The organism is Winogradskyella ursingii (assembly GCF_013403975.1).
GTDB classification, from domain to species: domain Bacteria; phylum Bacteroidota; class Bacteroidia; order Flavobacteriales; family Flavobacteriaceae; genus Winogradskyella; species Winogradskyella ursingii.
Genome location: NZ_JABFDH010000001.1, coordinates 318,713 through 335,132, shown reverse-complemented (window position 1 = coordinate 335,132; position 16,420 = coordinate 318,713). Strand labels below are relative to the sequence as shown.

Below are 16,420 nucleotides of genomic sequence, written 5' to 3'. Positions count from 1 at the left end.
GACTTCGGGCAGGTAATCGGCATTTAAAAAAACACGATTATGAAAGTAGAAAAGAATAAAATAGTATTTGCAGCGGTATTGGCCGTGATTTTCATATTCCTGATTTCCTATTCTGTAATTGTAATGGGCGATGATGAAAGTGAAACTGAAAACCTTAAGCAGACTTTAGTGCCAGATTTAGAAGAGGATCAAAAAGAGTATGATTCGAAACTTGATGCGATTAACGACTTGAAAAAAGTTCGGGAAAATAACGCACCAAGCATCTACGATGAGAAACTGATTGATTCCTTGGGATTTTACGACCCAGATCTTCCGGAACGCGAAAAAGAGCGTATCGTAGATAGCATCTATGAAGCAGGCAAGATTCAATATTCAGAAAAGCGATACCAAAATTTGGGACAGAAAAAAACTGTTCGCAAAGTGGTATTAACTGTCGATTCTGTTGAAGTAAAAAGAGAACAAAAAATCCAAGCAAAAGAATTGGGATTGGAACATCAATTGTTCTTTGCTGCTTCGCCTAAACCCAATGAAGTTTCAATCATCGGCAATACAGATGAAACTATTTACGTGGTGGTGGATGGCGACCAAGTTGTAAAAGCGAATACCAGATTGCGAATGCGCCTTACTAAAACTGCTACGATTAATGGCAAAAAAATGCCTAAGAATACACCTATTTTCGGTTTCATCAGCTTTCAGCCCAATCGTGCGCTCATTGAAATTGAAAATATTAAGCATCATCCCACTAAGCTCAAAGCCTTCGATTTGTCAGATGGTAGCGAAGGTATCTATGTACAGAACAATTTTAGAGCAGAAGCCACCACCGAAGTTCTCGACGATATTATTGGCGACATTAACATCCCTACCGTTCCACAGGTGGGTGGTGTTACAAAAGTACTAAGACGAAGTAACCGCAACGTAAAGGTTACTGTCCTGAACAATTACAGATTAATCTTAAAACCTAAATTATGAGAACATTTATTCTAATATTGATGGTGTTAATTTCCGCTTTCACAAAAGCACAACAGCAACCAATACCACTCGACACCATTTATGCTAACGACACCAAAAATGTTGCGTTATTCTTTCCAGAACCCATACGGCAAGGCATAACCGGTTCAGATAATTTTGTATTTACCTACAACCGTGAAAAAGAACAGTATTTCGGACTTCTTCAAGCAACCCCTGGAAAGGAAAGTAATTTGCTGGTAGTCAATAGAAATGGTTCGATTTTTTCGTATATTGTAAGGTATAAAAAACAGCTTTCTAAGCTCAATTATTTCATTCCGCTATCAAATAGTATCGGTAATGAAAAACCGATTGTAAAGGATTCGGTTCTTGTTGAATCTTCTGAAGAACTTGTAGATAACAGCAACTATTATTACCAGAAATTCTGCTCATATCTTCTCAATAGAAAACAGCGCATAGGGCGCATCAAGAAACGAAACGAAGGTATTATCTTGACCGTAGAGAACATTGTTTTTGATAAGGATGAACTCTATTTCGTTATCGAGATTGAAAATAATTCTTCGTTGGATTACGATTTGAATTTCTTGAACCTATCTATTGAAACGAGACAAAAAGGGAAAAGAAAATCATTGCAACGACTGTATCAAGAACCGATATATAAACATAATCTGCCGTCCAAGATTAAGGAAAATGAAAGGGCTCGATTCGTTTATGTATTGCCCAAATTTTCATTATCCGATGACCGTAGGGCAATTTTGGAATTGAACGAAAAGGATGGTGAACGAAATATAGAAATGAAACTATCGCATAGATATATTAATAACCCAAATTAATACTGTTATGAAAAAATTTGTTGTTTTCTCGCTACTACTGTTATTTATTTCCTGTACAGGGAATAAGAATATGTCCCCATCCGAAACCGCCAAGGTTGTCGCTGAAAGTTTTTATCACAGTGATAAGGCAACACTAAAAAATTACACTACTGCAGAAGGCTATGCCAATCTTTCCAGTATTCAGGAAATGTTTGTCGAGGATAAGAACTCAGAATCCGATTTCAAGGTTGTCGATGAAGCTACGGAAGGTGATGTGGCTTGGATAAAGTATTCCACAGCTTACGACCCTAAACCTGGTGTATTTAAATTAGTTCAAAAAGATGGCCAATGGAAGGTAACCCATAATGGACCGAGGGACAAGGGGCCTTTTTAAACAGTTTAATTTCTCTGTATTTATTGAATTGATTTCAGCCTTTAAATAGAGCTGAATAGCCATAATTATGCTCTAATTGTAACGAAACTAATCTGTATAACAGATGCAAAAAATACTAAATATAGACTGGAATATCGGTATTAAGTCCGTCGTTAATGGTAGCGTGGACTTAGTATTGACGGATCCACCTTATGGCATCAACTACAGAAGTAATAAGCGAGGCAAAAGACATAAAAAAATACCAAACGACAACAACTTAGATTGGTTAGATAATTGGGTAAAGGAATTGAAGCGTGTTTGCAAAGTTGAGGCGCATCTTTATGTATTCTGCTCTTGGCATAATGTGGAAGTGTTCAAGTTTTTCCTTGAGAAAGAATTTAGAATAAAAAACATCTTAATATGGGAAAAAGAGAACCACGGTTGTGGTGATCTGAAAGGCGACTATGCGCCAAAATACGAGATGATTATATTTTGCAGTAACGGAAGTAAAAAATTGAATGGCAAACGCGATTGTAATATTTTAAAATCTTCAAAGACCAAAAATAACAACCATCCTACTGAAAAGCCAGTTAACCTTATAAGTTACTTAATCGAAAAAAGCACAACACCTGGTGATTTAGTCTTAGACACCTTTGGCGGAAGTTGCGCAACAGCCATTGCCAGTAAACAGACCAATAGGAATTGTATTGTCTTTGAGATTGAAGCTGACTATTGTAACAACGGCCGAAAAAACTTAGCAAGTGCTTCACCAAGATTATTTGGGATGGATAATTACTTATAATAGCGCGTTTTAGTTTGAAATTTTATTTAATCGAATCAATTAAATCACTTTTTTCACCACCTATTACACCACCTATTTGACCACCTATTTGACCACCTATTAGATCACCTATTAGATTATAAATTCTAAACAAAGGTTGTCCTTAAGATTGTGAGGACAGTTATGTTATAAAACTAATCTTCTTTGTCTACAAATTTTATTTTGTTCCTGGATGTTATAACTTTTGGAAAATTGGGAATTAAATCTTGGTTTTTAGAAAGGCGCATCTCAATATCATCCCTATTCCACCAAGAGACCCATAAGCCTTTGGACTTGAGTGATTCAAGTTTTTCGGTTAATGGTGCAGAAATTTGGGTATTTACGGCTAAAAAATATCCTTGCGAATTGTGAGTTTCAATAGTATCTCTGATATCTAAAACCTTACCTTTTCCAATTGTGGATGTTCCAGATTTGCATTGCCCTACAACTTTAATCAATATTCTTGGCGGTGCGGTATCGGACATATATTCATTTATTACATTCCATTCAATAATTAAATCCCTACCCTTATCACCTTGATTTATGGGTGCCGGCCTTCTTACACTTTTTACATTTGGTTCACGTTCCAATAGGGCTTTAACTAATAATTCAAATTGATCCGGACAGACCTTTTCTTTCCATTTGAACTGGGGAATCGGAAACAGAAGTTCTGACTCTCTATTGTGGCGCTGTCTAATGAGTTCTCTCTCTTTTTTATATTCTTCAAATCCACATATTCTGCCTAAGGCAATGATGTAATCATCCATAACGGTTACAATCATATTTTCCATTGGAATAACTGGATATCCTTTTAATTTACCGTTCGTATTTACTCTTTCAAAGTACTCATCCATTTCAGATTTGGTATCATCGTGAACAAAGTTTTTTATATTGTCGCTCAGAACGAATGTCCCATTCTGTCCTTTCAAATATTCTATTTTATCTGTACGCAACTGCAATGTTGCGTTGAGAAATTTTGCGAGGCTACTTGATTTTATCATTGTAACTTCCTCTTCTATATCATAGAAATACACCCATTCAGGTCGTTCACGGTCCCCATAATTATTACGACTGGATATGCTATGCAGATCTGAGAACAAGTCTTCGATATCCTCAAGTGAATACTTGTAATTTGAATTATTAAGGTTTTCAGCTTTCATACATTTATCACAAGGGCAGCCTGTAAAATACCATAAGCTTTCTCGCCAAAATGCAACCATTTCTATAATTTCCGTGACAACTTCAATAAGTTGTTTAGCAGTTGAAATTCCGTGTAAAATTGGGACTTGAATAGGCACCAAATACCTTCCCCATATTTCATCTTGAACTGCAGGATGGGCAATATCAAATTGCTCACAAGAAATTCCCGACTTGTAGAACCTCAAGAAAGCCGTAAACATCAAACTTAGAATAACGTGTGCATCAGACCTATCGCCAGTATAAAACACATCGTACGTTCTCTGAAGAAAATAAAATGATAAATTCTGGTTCTCATCTAACTGAAGAAAAAGTGTAATACCAGAGGATTGATCCGTAAATATCTTAAAATAATTATCCTCGGCGATTTGTATGATTAAATGATGTTTTCCACATAATTTTTCAACAATTGCTTTTAGTTCTTGTATTTCTTCAGCGTTTTTCAAATTTCAATTAAAGCATTGATGTGTAGTATTGTTTAAAACTCATTTACCAATTATAAATATAACATTATCCTATCAAGATAGTGAAATCATAATATTTATTAATGAAACCAGAATTGGTTAACTAAATATAGTTTTTACATCTCTATATATCTTCGTAAAATTAGTTGCTAAATCTACCTGAGAAAATTGCTTGAATTCTTCAGGAAGCTGCCTTTGTATTCTTGACAATTTAAATTGCACTTTCTTATCCTTACCATCAGCGTAGGTAATAAACTCGCCCTGTTTTAATCTAAAAAACACATCAGCTCTAATTTTCGGAATTTCCTTTTCGCCAGTAGTAATCCGCGTATCAAAATCGAGATTATGACCACGACTGATGCTTTTCGTAGGGTCTTTGATAATTTCAAAAAAGCGTTCGTAATATTTAGCCGTGTCTGGGTCGTTAACTTTGCCGAAAAACTGATAGGATAGATTGCTTAATATCGCCTTGCTTGCCTTATCGCCGTACATCATATCATTCTGGATTTTATCCTGCATCACATAAATAGTAGCGATGTCATAACTTCTAAGCGTTGCCGGAATTCGGTGCATATTCAACAGACGAATCGTAGGTGCTTCTTCCATCAGCAAGAACGACGGTCTTTGACCGCGCACGCTCATTTGCTTGGTAATCGTATGTATTATGGTTGCAATAACGGGCGAATAGGATGTCTCATATTTTGGATTGTTCACTACCGAAATGATTGCAGGATTTTCTTCGCTATTAATGTTTAATGGCACTTCGTCTGCGGACAAAGCCATAAAAATGCGCTGTGTACTAATTCGTTTCAGAGCATTTGCCAATGTACTTTTTACACCAGCGGTCTGTCTATCAGAATCCTTACCACTAATAAATGCATCTGCCATCGCTCTCGATGTGGTGTTGGTTTCTAAAAACTGGATTAGGCTATCGGTATCGAGCATTTGATAAATTGCTATCAAATGTGGAAGCGTACAGTAGTTGGGATAGTCGGTTTTCAGTTTCCAAATCAATCCACCAATCAAACCTTCCGCCGCGTCGTTAAAGAATTTTGTAGTTCCAGTAGTTCCGCTTTCTCTTTGTTCCAAAAGGTTTTCGATTAATACCCGTGACACTTCGTTTACGCTTTCCTCGTTCTCTAAATAGCGTGGTGCAATAGGATTTACCCTATGGATTATTTTATCGAAGGAAATGACCTTAAACGGAATATCGCTATCCTTGAAAAGCGGATACGCCATTTCGGTCAGTTCAAAATCCTTGTAGTCGTGAATGATTCCACAGAAGTGCTTTTTCCGGAAATGTTTTAAAAAGCCATAGACCACACTTTCAGTCTTTCCACTTCCGGCAGAACCGATGATAGATGCGCCACGTTTAATATTATCTAACTTGAAATTTCCTTTAGTCGTAGCAAAATTGACTTGATACTTTCTATCGCTATTTTGTGCATTTTCAGTTTTATGCAGAAAAACATACAATCCTATATTAATTAGCATTAGAGGGCATACCAGATATAGCAATATCGATACTAATTCGTTCACTTCAGTTAAATAGAAAACCAAGCACGAAAGCATTATAAAATTCAAGAAAAGCGCATACTTGCTCACTCGAAACATCGCATAAAAAACCATACTGGCCACAGCAATAATTGAAAGTATAGTTATGAGGTTGTCCATTTCCATATCAATTAGATTCCGATGGAACTTGATTTGATGGCCACTTCTGCGCCACGTCTTAACCGTTTGAAAATCCGAAGTGCGATTTGTGTTTGACTGACTGGAATACTTGGCACTATCGGTAATCCTGTTTTGGTTATCATTTTAAACGCCAATGCCTTTTCGTTTGCTGGCAAATTCATCAAGGCAGCGAAATATAGATTGGGATTTTTTACAAAATCCTTTCGTGCTTTGTAGGTCTCGGCAAAGTTACGTTTGTAGCCAAAAGTCTTGTCAAACGTCTTTTCAGCTTTCTCAAAAAACTTATCACGGTCAAAACCACGTTTTACGGTTTCCCCATTCAACTTCACATCGGATGCCTTGTATTTACTTCCTGGTGACAAACTGAATCTGTTTGATGTATCCTTTCGGCTCACAATGATATGGATATGACTTTGGTTTCCATCTTTCGCCATTCCCTGGACAATCCGTTTTCCATTTTGTTGATGTGGCGCTTGGCGTTCCAGTATAGAGATTTCCTTTTTCATTCTTTGAATGTTCCCTTCAGCTCGTCCTTCTTGAATATTTCGGATATCGGTTTTTAGCTGAAGTATTTTTGTGGCGAAAGGTTGGTTTTCCTTAATCTGAACATCTGTTCCCTTGAACATTCTTTTATGTTCAATTTTGGCATAGTATTTTATGTCGTCTATGGTTATGGGTCTTCCGTGAATTTCCCGATTGAAGCTGGTAACATAATCCTTCATCAGTTCACGGGTGTAGGTTTTTAAATCTTCGCTACTGTTCTGAAGTTTTCGCAATTCATATTTTGAAGGGCTCACGGTAATTGAATAGAATCTTGGTTCGTGTTTTTCCAATTTTGCGGTATTTCCATCTATTTCTTTGACTACTTCTTCAGCGGAAATTTCATCGCCATATTGATTGAAAAAATGTTCCATATCCTGATGTTCCAACCCTTGGTTTTCCTTCTCTAAATAGCCAACAAAATCTGCTGAACTTTTTGAAAAGTTACCGCCCATTTTTTGAGGTGTGATCGTAATGTACATAAGCTAAATTTTTAAAGTTCATTGTTGGTGTTTCGCTTTTCGCGAAAGCGTACTTCTTTCTTTTCCTCAGCATATTTTTTTTCCAAAATGAGCGGTTTCTTTTTGGGTTCGTCCATTACAAAAAGGGATTGCAACATTGCGACTGTAGGTTTGGTTTGTGTCTTTTCCACATCTCGCATTATGGCGATAACTGCATTGATTCTTTTGAGTAACTTAGCTTCCATAGTACGTCCAGTTGGTCCCAATTTTTCCTTTGGGGATATCTCATTGTAAAGGAAAAAATCAAGGATATTTTCCATCGCTTCGGTGTGCGTTTTGAAGTGCTTTTTGGAAAATTCCTGAAACCTTTTGGCAGTTTTCCGTTTGAACCTGATAGTGATGAATGAGTCCATTTCCTTTCGCTTTTTTAAAGATTTGACGTAAATCCATCCCTGTTTACTGGTGTTTCAAGACCATTTGACGCAAATCGATGGGTTTTTTATATCTACTTTATTTTTAAGTACTTAAAAATCAATAGATTAAAATGAAAATGGAATATGTAACGCGGCGCAGCCCGTTACCCTCTTGCTATTCCTTTTCGTCACGCGTAAGCGTGACAAAAATCCATACAATCCGGCTAAAGAGCCGATTGCCATTTTCAGGGAAAATGATTTTCCGATATGTTGTTTTTCGATGTGTACGGTTATCGGCGAAAGTCGAAAAGTGGATAACCCTACTTAAATTTGAATGCTGAATTTCAGCGAAATAAAGATACGTTTTTTTATTGATTATATATTAATTACATAGAAAAACACCTCTAAAATTTAGAGGTGTTTTAAAATTATCATTGGGAAATTATATGTTGAAAACGAAGTTATAAGTGTATAAATTCTTAATCATTTCTTCATCTATCAAACTATCATAATCTGCCCCAGTTTCGTCAACATATTTTTGGATGGATTCCCCATAAATATGTGTAACGTGTTCTCTCGAAACTTGTAAGAGTTCCTCTTGTTTTTCCTCGCTCAAATCTTGAAATTTAATGTAAATCATAACTTCAAAATTTAGTATTCACTTGGCAACATCAGCGTATCATTTACAAAAAATAACCGCAGTTCATCGAGTGGAAAATCGGTTGCCCTGTAACCGTGTTTTTCCAAAATATTATCGTTGCCGTCGCTGTAAATTATCTCAGCTTCATAACCAGAATAATCCTGTTTTTCTTCGGGCAATCTTTTAAAATCGATTGTGATAAATTCGCTTCGGTTCATCAGACTTTTTGCAATTACGGACGTGTCCGTAATGAGCCAAAAACATTCAGCGACTTCTGATAAATATTTCAATCCGTCCGTAAATCGGGTTCTTAATAATGGGATTTGGTAGAACATTTCTGTTCCTGTAAAATATTGCAACCGCTCTTTTATTTCGTTAACTTGTGCTTTCATTGTGCATATATTTAAATGTGTGAATAATGAAAAAGAGGGCGAAACTTTCGACAGGTGCGCCCTCTTTCTTTTTAAAGATTACTTGTCGCTCTTGCTTCCAAGTAATAGGATTTCATCGGCTACAACTTCCGTTACATAGCGTTGGTTACCATCATCGGTGGTATAGGTTCGGGTTTTTAGCTTCCCTTTAATTCCTACTTCTTTGCCTTTTTCGACAAATTTCTCAACGATTTCAGCCGTCTTGCCCCAAGCCACAACGGTATGCCAGTTGGTGTCCGTTTGCTTTTCGCCTTTACTGTCTTTGTAATACTCGTTTGTAGCGATTGAGAAGCGGGCTACTTTCTTACCGCTTTCAAGGTTCGTAACTGTTGGTTCTTGTCCAACGTTTCCAATCAATTGTACGTGATTTCTAATAGTACTCATAATAAAATATTTAAGTGATTTATATTTCCCCTATTGATTTAAAACAGATTAAATTTTAAGGGGTGTTTGTTCTTTTCTTCTGTGCATCGCACAATGGATAGAGTGGGTTTTGTCAAGACTTTTCGGGTAAAATCAGGTGTGTTTGCGACGTAGTAAATTCGCCTTTTTTCGGCGGATTTCAAGGAAGTAGAAACCTTATTTTTCACTAAAACTTGTGCAGTCTTGACAAGTTCCATAAGGGCATTAGCAATTCTTTTAAACGCAGTTGCGTTTGAGCGTACCGGCAGTTAAGCGAGATAAGTAGCTGTGTTTATTTTAGAATTGGTTATGTCGTGCCTGTTTTTCGACGACCCGAAAAACAACAAAGGCTTTATCCATTATAAACCCCTTAAAATGTGTAAGACAGCGGTTTGATTTTTAAGGATTTTCGAGTGAGGGCTCAAGAAGACCGTGCCGAAAATCCTGTCAAGAAAATCAAGCCGATGGCTTTCCGATTAGAAAAGCGGACTTGATTCACGATTTTGGCTCTGGAATGTAGTGTTCCTTCCCAGCATAGCGGGAAGGGTTAGCGGAATGGAAAGCTGAAATTGGGGATTGTGTCCAAGATATATGTAGTGAAGCTCTTTTCACGGAATGAAGTGGTTGCCTGCTTTTTCAGCAGGCGAGCGTGGAATGTAGGGCAATGTGCTGAGTGGGATTAGAAGTAATCGTTCGCGATATGTTCAGCCATCCAGTTTGAGGTACTGGACAAACCTTTATCATTATTACACCATTTCATAAATTATATCAAACAACTTCTTATCCAACAGTTCTTGTTGACTAAAGCTTTTCTCTAATGTTTCGTGTATTGTTGAATTGAATGCATTATAACCCAACCACATATTAGGCACTTCATCAAGCAGTAGAGCTTCGTAGTTCAAGACTCTGATAACTTCAAGGGATAACTTGGAAAGCTCACGATTTTCATCGCCACATTCATATCTGAACAATTTTGTTTTGTCTAAAACAGCTTTTACAAATTCCTTTGTGTCAGTAACCCTATAGTTCTTCATTTTGTGAAACTTCTCTGCAATTTTGTAGAAATTGTTGTTCATAAACTCATTTAATAAATTTTTCAGTCTTGGTATTACCATCTCGCTGTTGTTTATATTGTACTTTATTGAAAATTCGATTTGCGCTTCTGAAATGTGCAGACCATTAGAACATACTTCCCTGTAATACCCAAAGTGACCTGAAGTCATTTCACTTCCGTCATACGAATTTTTGAAGCGAAGCATAGGCAATATCAAATCATTTTCATTCTTGACTGTAAATTGATTTTTATCGATAAAAATGAATTCTGTTATGAACGACCTGTCATTTCTATTTACGGTTCGTTTGTAAAATTCAAATTGAGCTTCAACCAAGATTGCTTCAGCTTTCTTGAAGAACAATTGATTTGGAATGTGGCAGTAATCGTTAGACACAACATTCACAATTTTTCCATTTGAGATTATGGCATTTTCAAACCCTTTAAGGGATTCCATCTGGGTCAGAGATTTTAAGGATTTCATTTCTGATGGAATAAATATGTCATCCTGTTGCAAGTTTTGTAAACACATAGCTTCTAAATTTTAGGTTAAACGTTATTTAATAGCATTTTATAATGCTGCGGATATTTATCTCGGTAATAAGCTATATGGCCTTCGCCACTATCAATGCTGTAATTTTCACTACTTTTTTCATAATGCATTTCAGCTTCTTGTAGCGAAATTTTAGACTGTTCGGATACTCGTTTCATAATGGTATATTTTTATTAAACAATATTTGAGCAGTACCCAAACGGAAGTTAAAATCACAGCTCAAAAGGAAACGGAATAAATTAGGATTGGTGTAGGTGGTGGCTTTATGCCGTAGTCTTTTGATGGGTGTATTTTACGAGTTTAAATTGCTGATATATTGTATGAATATTATCAACTTTTGGCGGACTTAATTCACGATTTTGGCTCTGGAATGTAGCCCTTCGACTGCGCTCAAGACAAATGTTCCTTCGCGTTGCACTGGGAAGGTTTAGCGGAATGGAAAGCTGAAATTGGGGATTGCGTCCAAGACCTTTGTAATGAAGCTCTTTTAACAAATGAAGCGGTTGCCTGCTTTTTCAGCAGGCGAGCGTGGAATGTAGGGGAATGTGCTGAGTGGATTATTAATACTTTGGCTTCTATTTCCAATTGCATTTTGGGGCAAACAACTCTGGGTTGAAATAAATGTCACTAATTAGGTCAAGAAATTTGTTACTTTTTAAAAGCCCACCACAATGTTCAGGTTCTGTTGCAATAGTAAACCCTTTTATCCGCTCAAAAATCCAACTTATTAGCGGATGGTCTTTATCGAACATCGTTCTTATTTCTTCTTCTTGAAGATACGTGAATTCGAACGAGCCATCACTCAGGCCGTTATTTACTGAAAAGAAATCCAAGTCAATATCAAAAAATACGGACGACTCTGACGACTTCAAAAGCGCATCTTGAAGACCTTCATAAGTTTTGAATTTTTTGATGGTGTGTTTGTTGCCATAGGTGTCTATCAATTCTTCATCTTGCCAAGTATTTGGTTCCATTTCTTGCCTACAATGCACATAAATATCGCCAATCAAGTTAAGATATGCCGCACACAGAATATGCCCATCGTTATTTCCAGCTAATTTGGCCCAAGAAAACAAAGCGACTTCTGCATCGCTTGTCAAATCCAATTTATCAAGCCATTCTCTTTCTGTTTCACACGGATAGCATAAATCCTGATGCCAATCCATTGAAACCAAACAAGGTGGAATCTTAGATTTGTTGTCTTGCATCCATTTGTTCCAATAGAAAAATGCGTAACGATGTTCTTGAAAAACTGCAAGTTCAATAACTTCTGTGTCATTTACGGGATGAGATAGAATTTGTCTCAAAACGCCTGGTGGTTCTATATGATGAGGGTTTCTGAACTCAATCATTGGTTTCCTTTTTTGGCACTAACTTCTCTATATCAGACAGCTCATTTACGATGCCCTGTTCTTTTAATGAAGTTTCAATATTAATTTGAACTACATTAGCATTGGCTTTCCAAACAACTTCAGTAATAAAAGCTATAGTTAGCTGTACTTTTAAATCGGTCGCAAAATCAATGTTTGAATTTTTCCATTTTTCTCTATGTCCCGCATTGGCATCTTGTGTTAGGTCGATTAAAGAACCATAGATTTTTCTATCATCATCTAATATGCCCAATTGATGTTCTTGCTGTTCACTATCCTCAAGTTCTTTATGTTTTAGGATAGGCAAATCGGCTTTCGGCAAAACAAACAGTACATTTTTGAGTCCTGTAGATGGAACTCGGGTAATATGTTCCTCAATGTTCTGGAAATCATCGATACCATATATATTAAGATTCATTGCTACCATAATATCTCTGTCCACATCAAAACCTAATTTTTCTATCCCTTTTACCAAATCTTCTTTACGAAGAAGATACCTCTTTTTCCGTGCCGATAAAAACGCATTGGGAATATAATAATTGATGTTCTGGTAAACTATCTGCTGGGATAATATCGTGTCTGCATTTAGATGTGGAATATCTCCAGTTGTAAATGCAGATTTTTGAAATAAATTCATTGTACCGTTTACACCGAAAGATATAGTAGGCTCTCCTTCAAAATCCTTCTCTGAATTTTGAATACTATCAAACTTTTCTAATGCTCCAACAATCGCATCTTTAGATTTTTCATAGAATTCCCATTCTTTTTCGTAGTCAATATCCGCATTTAATCTTGCAGCTTCAATAGCCTCTTCAATTGATGACTCGAGAACATCAATAAATTTTGATGACTTCTTTTTTAGCTTCTTCATCTCCTTCTTTTTCATATCATATTGTATTTAAGAGATTTTCATCTTTCAACACCTTTTTTAAACAAAACCTGAAATAATTTATGGATTCTTGCCATCGTAATAGTTCTAACACTTCGGCTTGAGGTAATGTAGGTTGTCCTGTAAAATTGTCGTAGGTATTGTATTTTGGCAATGTAAACTGCCTTAGAAAAAGCAATGTCAAATACTGACAGATGTAGAATGTAACACGCCTTCTGTTTCCTAAATTATCCAATCCTGGGAAAGGGTATGATAAATCAATAGGGTAATAACCTCTCCCAAACTCGTCTTTAAAGCTACTGAACCACGTAAAAATCTCGGTCATATTATTAGGCAGCAGAACATATTTAGGTGGCTGGTGTTGTGTGTATGTAAATAATGTTTTAAGAGCTTCATAGTTTTTCTGATAAATCAATAAGCCTCCTAATGCCAAGTGAAACTCAAAAAAACGTTTTCTTTCGTTGTCTCTTTTATCTATTAATGACTGGTTATCATATTTTTTAGTCTCAAAATTGTAATCTGTGCCATAGACTCGTTGCAATCCAAAATTAAAGTATTGATGTGCCGTGCCCCAATAATTACCTACAAACTTGGGATTGTTTGATATGAGTACAACATTGCGCCAAAGTTCTTTATAGGTGTCATTTGAGATGGGTGTTTCAAAAATACCTTGTCCCATTAGCCATACGCCACTTACAACAAAATATTCGAGACTTTGTAAGTCTTCATTTCTACCTTTGGCAACTTCTCTTATAATTTCCCTAATACCATAATGAAACTCGTGATTAAACTCAACTTTAAAGTTTTCAAACCCATCAGGTTTTTCTTCCTCTCTTGGTCTAATGAAGTTAGCACGGTAATTATTGAATTCTTCCGTGTAGAAATTAACCAATGTTTCCTCTAAACCTTTATCCTGTGTCCTAATGGCAAATATTGCAAGTTCATTGATAATCTTAAAATGGTATTTATCATCTTGATCTTTTTTTAGCTTTCGGTATTCGGAAATTATATAGGTAAGCAAACGTGTGGACTTGCCATTGTACAGCGAAACCTTATCTAACCAAATAATAAAAATGACAACCAATGATACTGTTAAGAATAGTGTTAGAAGTTTTGCTGAGTTTTGCATCATCCAACTATCCTTCCAAAAAAGTGGTTCAAGGTCTAATATTAAGAATATAAACGAGCCAATTGTAAAGAACAAAACCCATTCAAATACTGTTATTCTTCTTGACCTTCCGGGAAATATCCCAAAAAGTTTTGTCTGCGGAAATTCATTTTCAAAAGCATTAGCCAGATAGTTTGATGAAAACTTGTGGCCTATATTGGATATTTTATCCACGATAATAGGATATGCTATACCCAAAATTGCGATGTCGATAGCGACACAGGTTTCTATAATATACTTTAATTCCATTCACATTAATTTACAATAGTTCTACCGCCTTGTACCAATAATAAAATATAGATTTATCGGGTTGGCGTTTTAATCTGTTCAAAAAGGCCCAATCCGGATTTTTAATAACCAATTCCTTTGTATCCTGATTCTCATAATATTCTATTTCAACATCCTCTTTTTGTAGAATAATAGCATTCAAATAAGCTACTTTGGCCGAAGCTGCCAATGCTTCTTCAATCCTAAAGTTCCCTGTCATTAAAAATGCGCTACCAAAGCTTCGTATGCCAGAGCTTAAATCTGCAAATTTCTTTTTCTTTTCAGCGGTTGGGTTACGTTCTCGTCTTGCCATAATAGCACAGGTATTTATGGAATCCCATAGCACATCCTTTTCATTGAGTTTCCTTTTACTAAAATCCTTGTCTGAACTTCGATAGGATAGTTCTGCTTTCGCGAAAGCTGAAAAACTTTTCTTTACCATTGCTACATCAGTAATATTTTCAAAAAGTTTTCCCAAGTCGAACAATTGCTTGCAGATTTCCATTGCAAATAACTGGTCGCCTTTGTAGTATGGTATGCCTATGGTATCTGGTGCAAAAGCTGTTAGCTTATCGCCACAAATAGCGTTTACCGAAGGCGTAGTAATCGTTGTAGCAGTTCCATCGATTGACAGCCAAGGTGTTTCAATGGGCGATTCTATAAGTTCTGGATAGTGCGGACTGTCAAAAAGGATATCCAATAGAATGGTTCCAGGAACGTTTGGATTATATACCGACTCGAACTCAAAGGTGTAATGTGCCTTTGGAACACCTTCCTTATAACTTCTATGCTCATTAATCACGTGCTTTTTGAAATGTGAATTGGCTACAACTGCATCCAAAATTTCTTCTAATTTATCACGCTCAACGCTCGAAATAATATCGATATCAATAGAAAATCGGTTCCCTTCTTTTAGCAAAAGCACAAGTGATGTTCCCCCTTTGAAAACAAAATCGAGTCCTGAAACTTTTAAATGTTCGAGTAATGATAGTGCGAGAACCATTTTTTCCAGAATGGTTACATCGATTCCCTTATGTTCCTTTTTTGCACGGAAGCCATTCAGCCATTCCTTTTCAAAACTTTTGTTGTTAATCATATTGAATATCTTCTAAAAAATTTGGAATGTTGTTGCTTATAAACTGCTTTATTTCCTGTTCTTTTTTGCGTCGCTTGGCATAGCTGAACAACTTTGTAAAATTGATGCTATATCTATCAATTATTTTCTCGTAGATGTTTACCATTTCAGAACCTTGGTAAAAATGTAACAGAGTTTCATCTGCAAACAGGTCCACCATAATCTTTTCAAGAGTTGCAATGGGCACTACCGCTTTTTTATTCTTTATTTTTTGTATGGGTGCCCTTGTCACCAAACGTTTAATGATAACTGGCACGTTACTTTCTGAAATATAGAATTGAATTTCCTTTTCATCTGGATTTAGGAAAAAATCCATTCTTAGATTATCATTTAGGTAGTAATAGAGTGAGTCTACAAATTCTTTTTCTACTTCGACGACAATCATTTGATTTGACGTCTGGTGCTGAGAAAACTCATTGAGCCATTGGGTTTCCCAAATGGCATATTTTATGTCTTCAAAATGCTCATTGGTTTTACGGGCTATCTTGAACACACTATCAGATAGAAGAGGTTTATATTTAGGTTTATAGGAAATAACATAAAGTCCACGACCAATGGTTTTAATTATGTCCTTTTTCTTCAGGTCATAAATTCGCCAACTAAATGTACTTTCTTTTAGATCCGGTTCGAAATCCAGATAGAAGTTATATAGCGCATCCCTATCAAAAGAACTACGGTCTTTGAAAGCTTCTATCAGTTTATTTTCAATAATCTTTGGCATAGTTAAAAATCAAAACTTTGCCAAAAATACAAAAAAGTGGCGAATATTTGAA

General features: G+C 36.1%; 18 protein-coding genes. 4 read left to right on the top strand and 14 right to left on the bottom strand.

The window, feature by feature from the left end:
- The first annotated feature begins 39 nt into the window (after nucleotides 1–39).
- From traM to HM983_RS01575, 4 genes are all read left to right on the top strand, one after another.
- Nucleotides 40–969, top strand: coding sequence for a conjugative transposon protein TraM (gene traM, locus HM983_RS01590; RefSeq protein WP_115122629.1), 930 nt, complete (start codon nucleotides 40–42; stop codon nucleotides 967–969).
- Nucleotides 966–1,799 carry a DUF4138 domain-containing protein gene (locus HM983_RS01585; protein WP_115122628.1) on the top strand — a complete coding sequence of 278 codons (834 nt, stop codon included), beginning with the start codon at nucleotides 966–968 and terminating at the stop codon, nucleotides 1,797–1,799. The genes traM and HM983_RS01585 overlap by 4 nt, the downstream gene beginning before the upstream one ends.
- A gap of 7 nt (nucleotides 1,800–1,806) precedes the next feature.
- Nucleotides 1,807–2,172 (top strand): hypothetical protein, encoded by a 366-nt coding sequence (locus tag HM983_RS01580; protein WP_179343518.1) that lies wholly within the window; start codon nucleotides 1,807–1,809, stop codon nucleotides 2,170–2,172.
- A gap of 103 nt (nucleotides 2,173–2,275) precedes the next feature.
- The gene (locus tag HM983_RS01575) at nucleotides 2,276–2,953 is read left to right on the top strand and encodes a DNA-methyltransferase (protein WP_115122626.1); all 678 of its coding nucleotides are present in this window, start codon (nucleotides 2,276–2,278) and stop codon (nucleotides 2,951–2,953) included.
- A gap of 173 nt (nucleotides 2,954–3,126) precedes the next feature.
- Here HM983_RS01575 and HM983_RS01570 read toward each other — a convergent pair whose 3' ends face one another.
- From HM983_RS01570 to HM983_RS01505, 14 genes are all read right to left on the bottom strand, one after another.
- On the bottom strand, nucleotides 3,127–4,614 hold the full coding sequence (locus HM983_RS01570) for a PDDEXK family nuclease (protein ID WP_115122625.1): 1,488 nt from the start codon (nucleotides 4,612–4,614) through the stop codon (nucleotides 3,127–3,129).
- 117 nt (nucleotides 4,615–4,731) lie between these two features.
- The gene (locus tag HM983_RS01565; protein ID WP_115122624.1) at nucleotides 4,732–6,312 is read right to left on the bottom strand and encodes a type IV secretory system conjugative DNA transfer family protein; all 1,581 of its coding nucleotides are present in this window, start codon (nucleotides 6,310–6,312) and stop codon (nucleotides 4,732–4,734) included.
- Between the two features lie 5 nt (nucleotides 6,313–6,317).
- Nucleotides 6,318–7,349, bottom strand: coding sequence for a MobB family relaxase (gene mobB / locus HM983_RS01560; protein WP_115122623.1), 1,032 nt, complete (start codon nucleotides 7,347–7,349; stop codon nucleotides 6,318–6,320).
- Nucleotides 7,350–7,360: 11 nt separating this feature from the next.
- Nucleotides 7,361–7,741, bottom strand: coding sequence for a BfmA/BtgA family mobilization protein (locus tag HM983_RS01555; RefSeq protein WP_170134714.1), 381 nt, complete (start codon nucleotides 7,739–7,741; stop codon nucleotides 7,361–7,363).
- Nucleotides 7,742–8,183: 442 nt separating this feature from the next.
- Nucleotides 8,184–8,381: a hypothetical protein gene (locus HM983_RS01550; RefSeq protein WP_115122621.1), complete on the bottom strand. Its 198-nt coding sequence runs from the start codon at nucleotides 8,379–8,381 to the stop codon at nucleotides 8,184–8,186.
- Nucleotides 8,382–8,392: 11 nt separating this feature from the next.
- Nucleotides 8,393–8,773, bottom strand: coding sequence for a DUF6876 family protein (locus HM983_RS01545; protein ID WP_115122620.1), 381 nt, complete (start codon nucleotides 8,771–8,773; stop codon nucleotides 8,393–8,395).
- A 78-nt stretch (nucleotides 8,774–8,851) separates the two neighbouring features.
- Entirely contained in the window at nucleotides 8,852–9,196 is a 345-nt protein-coding gene (locus HM983_RS01540; RefSeq protein ID WP_115122619.1) for a single-stranded DNA-binding protein, read from the bottom strand.
- A 764-nt stretch (nucleotides 9,197–9,960) separates the two neighbouring features.
- Nucleotides 9,961–10,797: a DUF932 domain-containing protein gene (locus tag HM983_RS01535; protein ID WP_115122618.1), complete on the bottom strand. Its 837-nt coding sequence runs from the start codon at nucleotides 10,795–10,797 to the stop codon at nucleotides 9,961–9,963.
- Between the two features lie 17 nt (nucleotides 10,798–10,814).
- The gene (locus HM983_RS01530) at nucleotides 10,815–10,976 is read right to left on the bottom strand and encodes a hypothetical protein (RefSeq protein ID WP_170134713.1); all 162 of its coding nucleotides are present in this window, start codon (nucleotides 10,974–10,976) and stop codon (nucleotides 10,815–10,817) included.
- A gap of 417 nt (nucleotides 10,977–11,393) precedes the next feature.
- The gene (locus HM983_RS01525; RefSeq protein ID WP_115122617.1) at nucleotides 11,394–12,170 is read right to left on the bottom strand and encodes a UPF0489 family protein; all 777 of its coding nucleotides are present in this window, start codon (nucleotides 12,168–12,170) and stop codon (nucleotides 11,394–11,396) included.
- On the bottom strand, nucleotides 12,163–13,074 hold the full coding sequence (locus HM983_RS01520; protein ID WP_115122616.1) for a hypothetical protein: 912 nt from the start codon (nucleotides 13,072–13,074) through the stop codon (nucleotides 12,163–12,165). Before HM983_RS01520 ends, HM983_RS01525 begins: the two co-directional genes overlap by 8 nt.
- 1 nt (nucleotide 13,075) lies before the next feature.
- Nucleotides 13,076–14,494: a hypothetical protein gene (locus HM983_RS01515; protein ID WP_170134712.1), complete on the bottom strand. Its 1,419-nt coding sequence runs from the start codon at nucleotides 14,492–14,494 to the stop codon at nucleotides 13,076–13,078.
- Between the two features lie 10 nt (nucleotides 14,495–14,504).
- A complete protein-coding gene (locus tag HM983_RS01510) occupies nucleotides 14,505–15,608 on the bottom strand; it encodes a nucleotidyl transferase AbiEii/AbiGii toxin family protein (protein WP_115122613.1) in 1,104 nt (367 codons plus the stop codon).
- On the bottom strand, nucleotides 15,601–16,368 hold the full coding sequence (locus tag HM983_RS01505; protein WP_179343514.1) for a DUF6577 family protein: 768 nt from the start codon (nucleotides 16,366–16,368) through the stop codon (nucleotides 15,601–15,603). Before HM983_RS01505 ends, HM983_RS01510 begins: the two co-directional genes overlap by 8 nt.
- Nucleotides 16,369–16,420 lie beyond the last annotated feature (52 nt).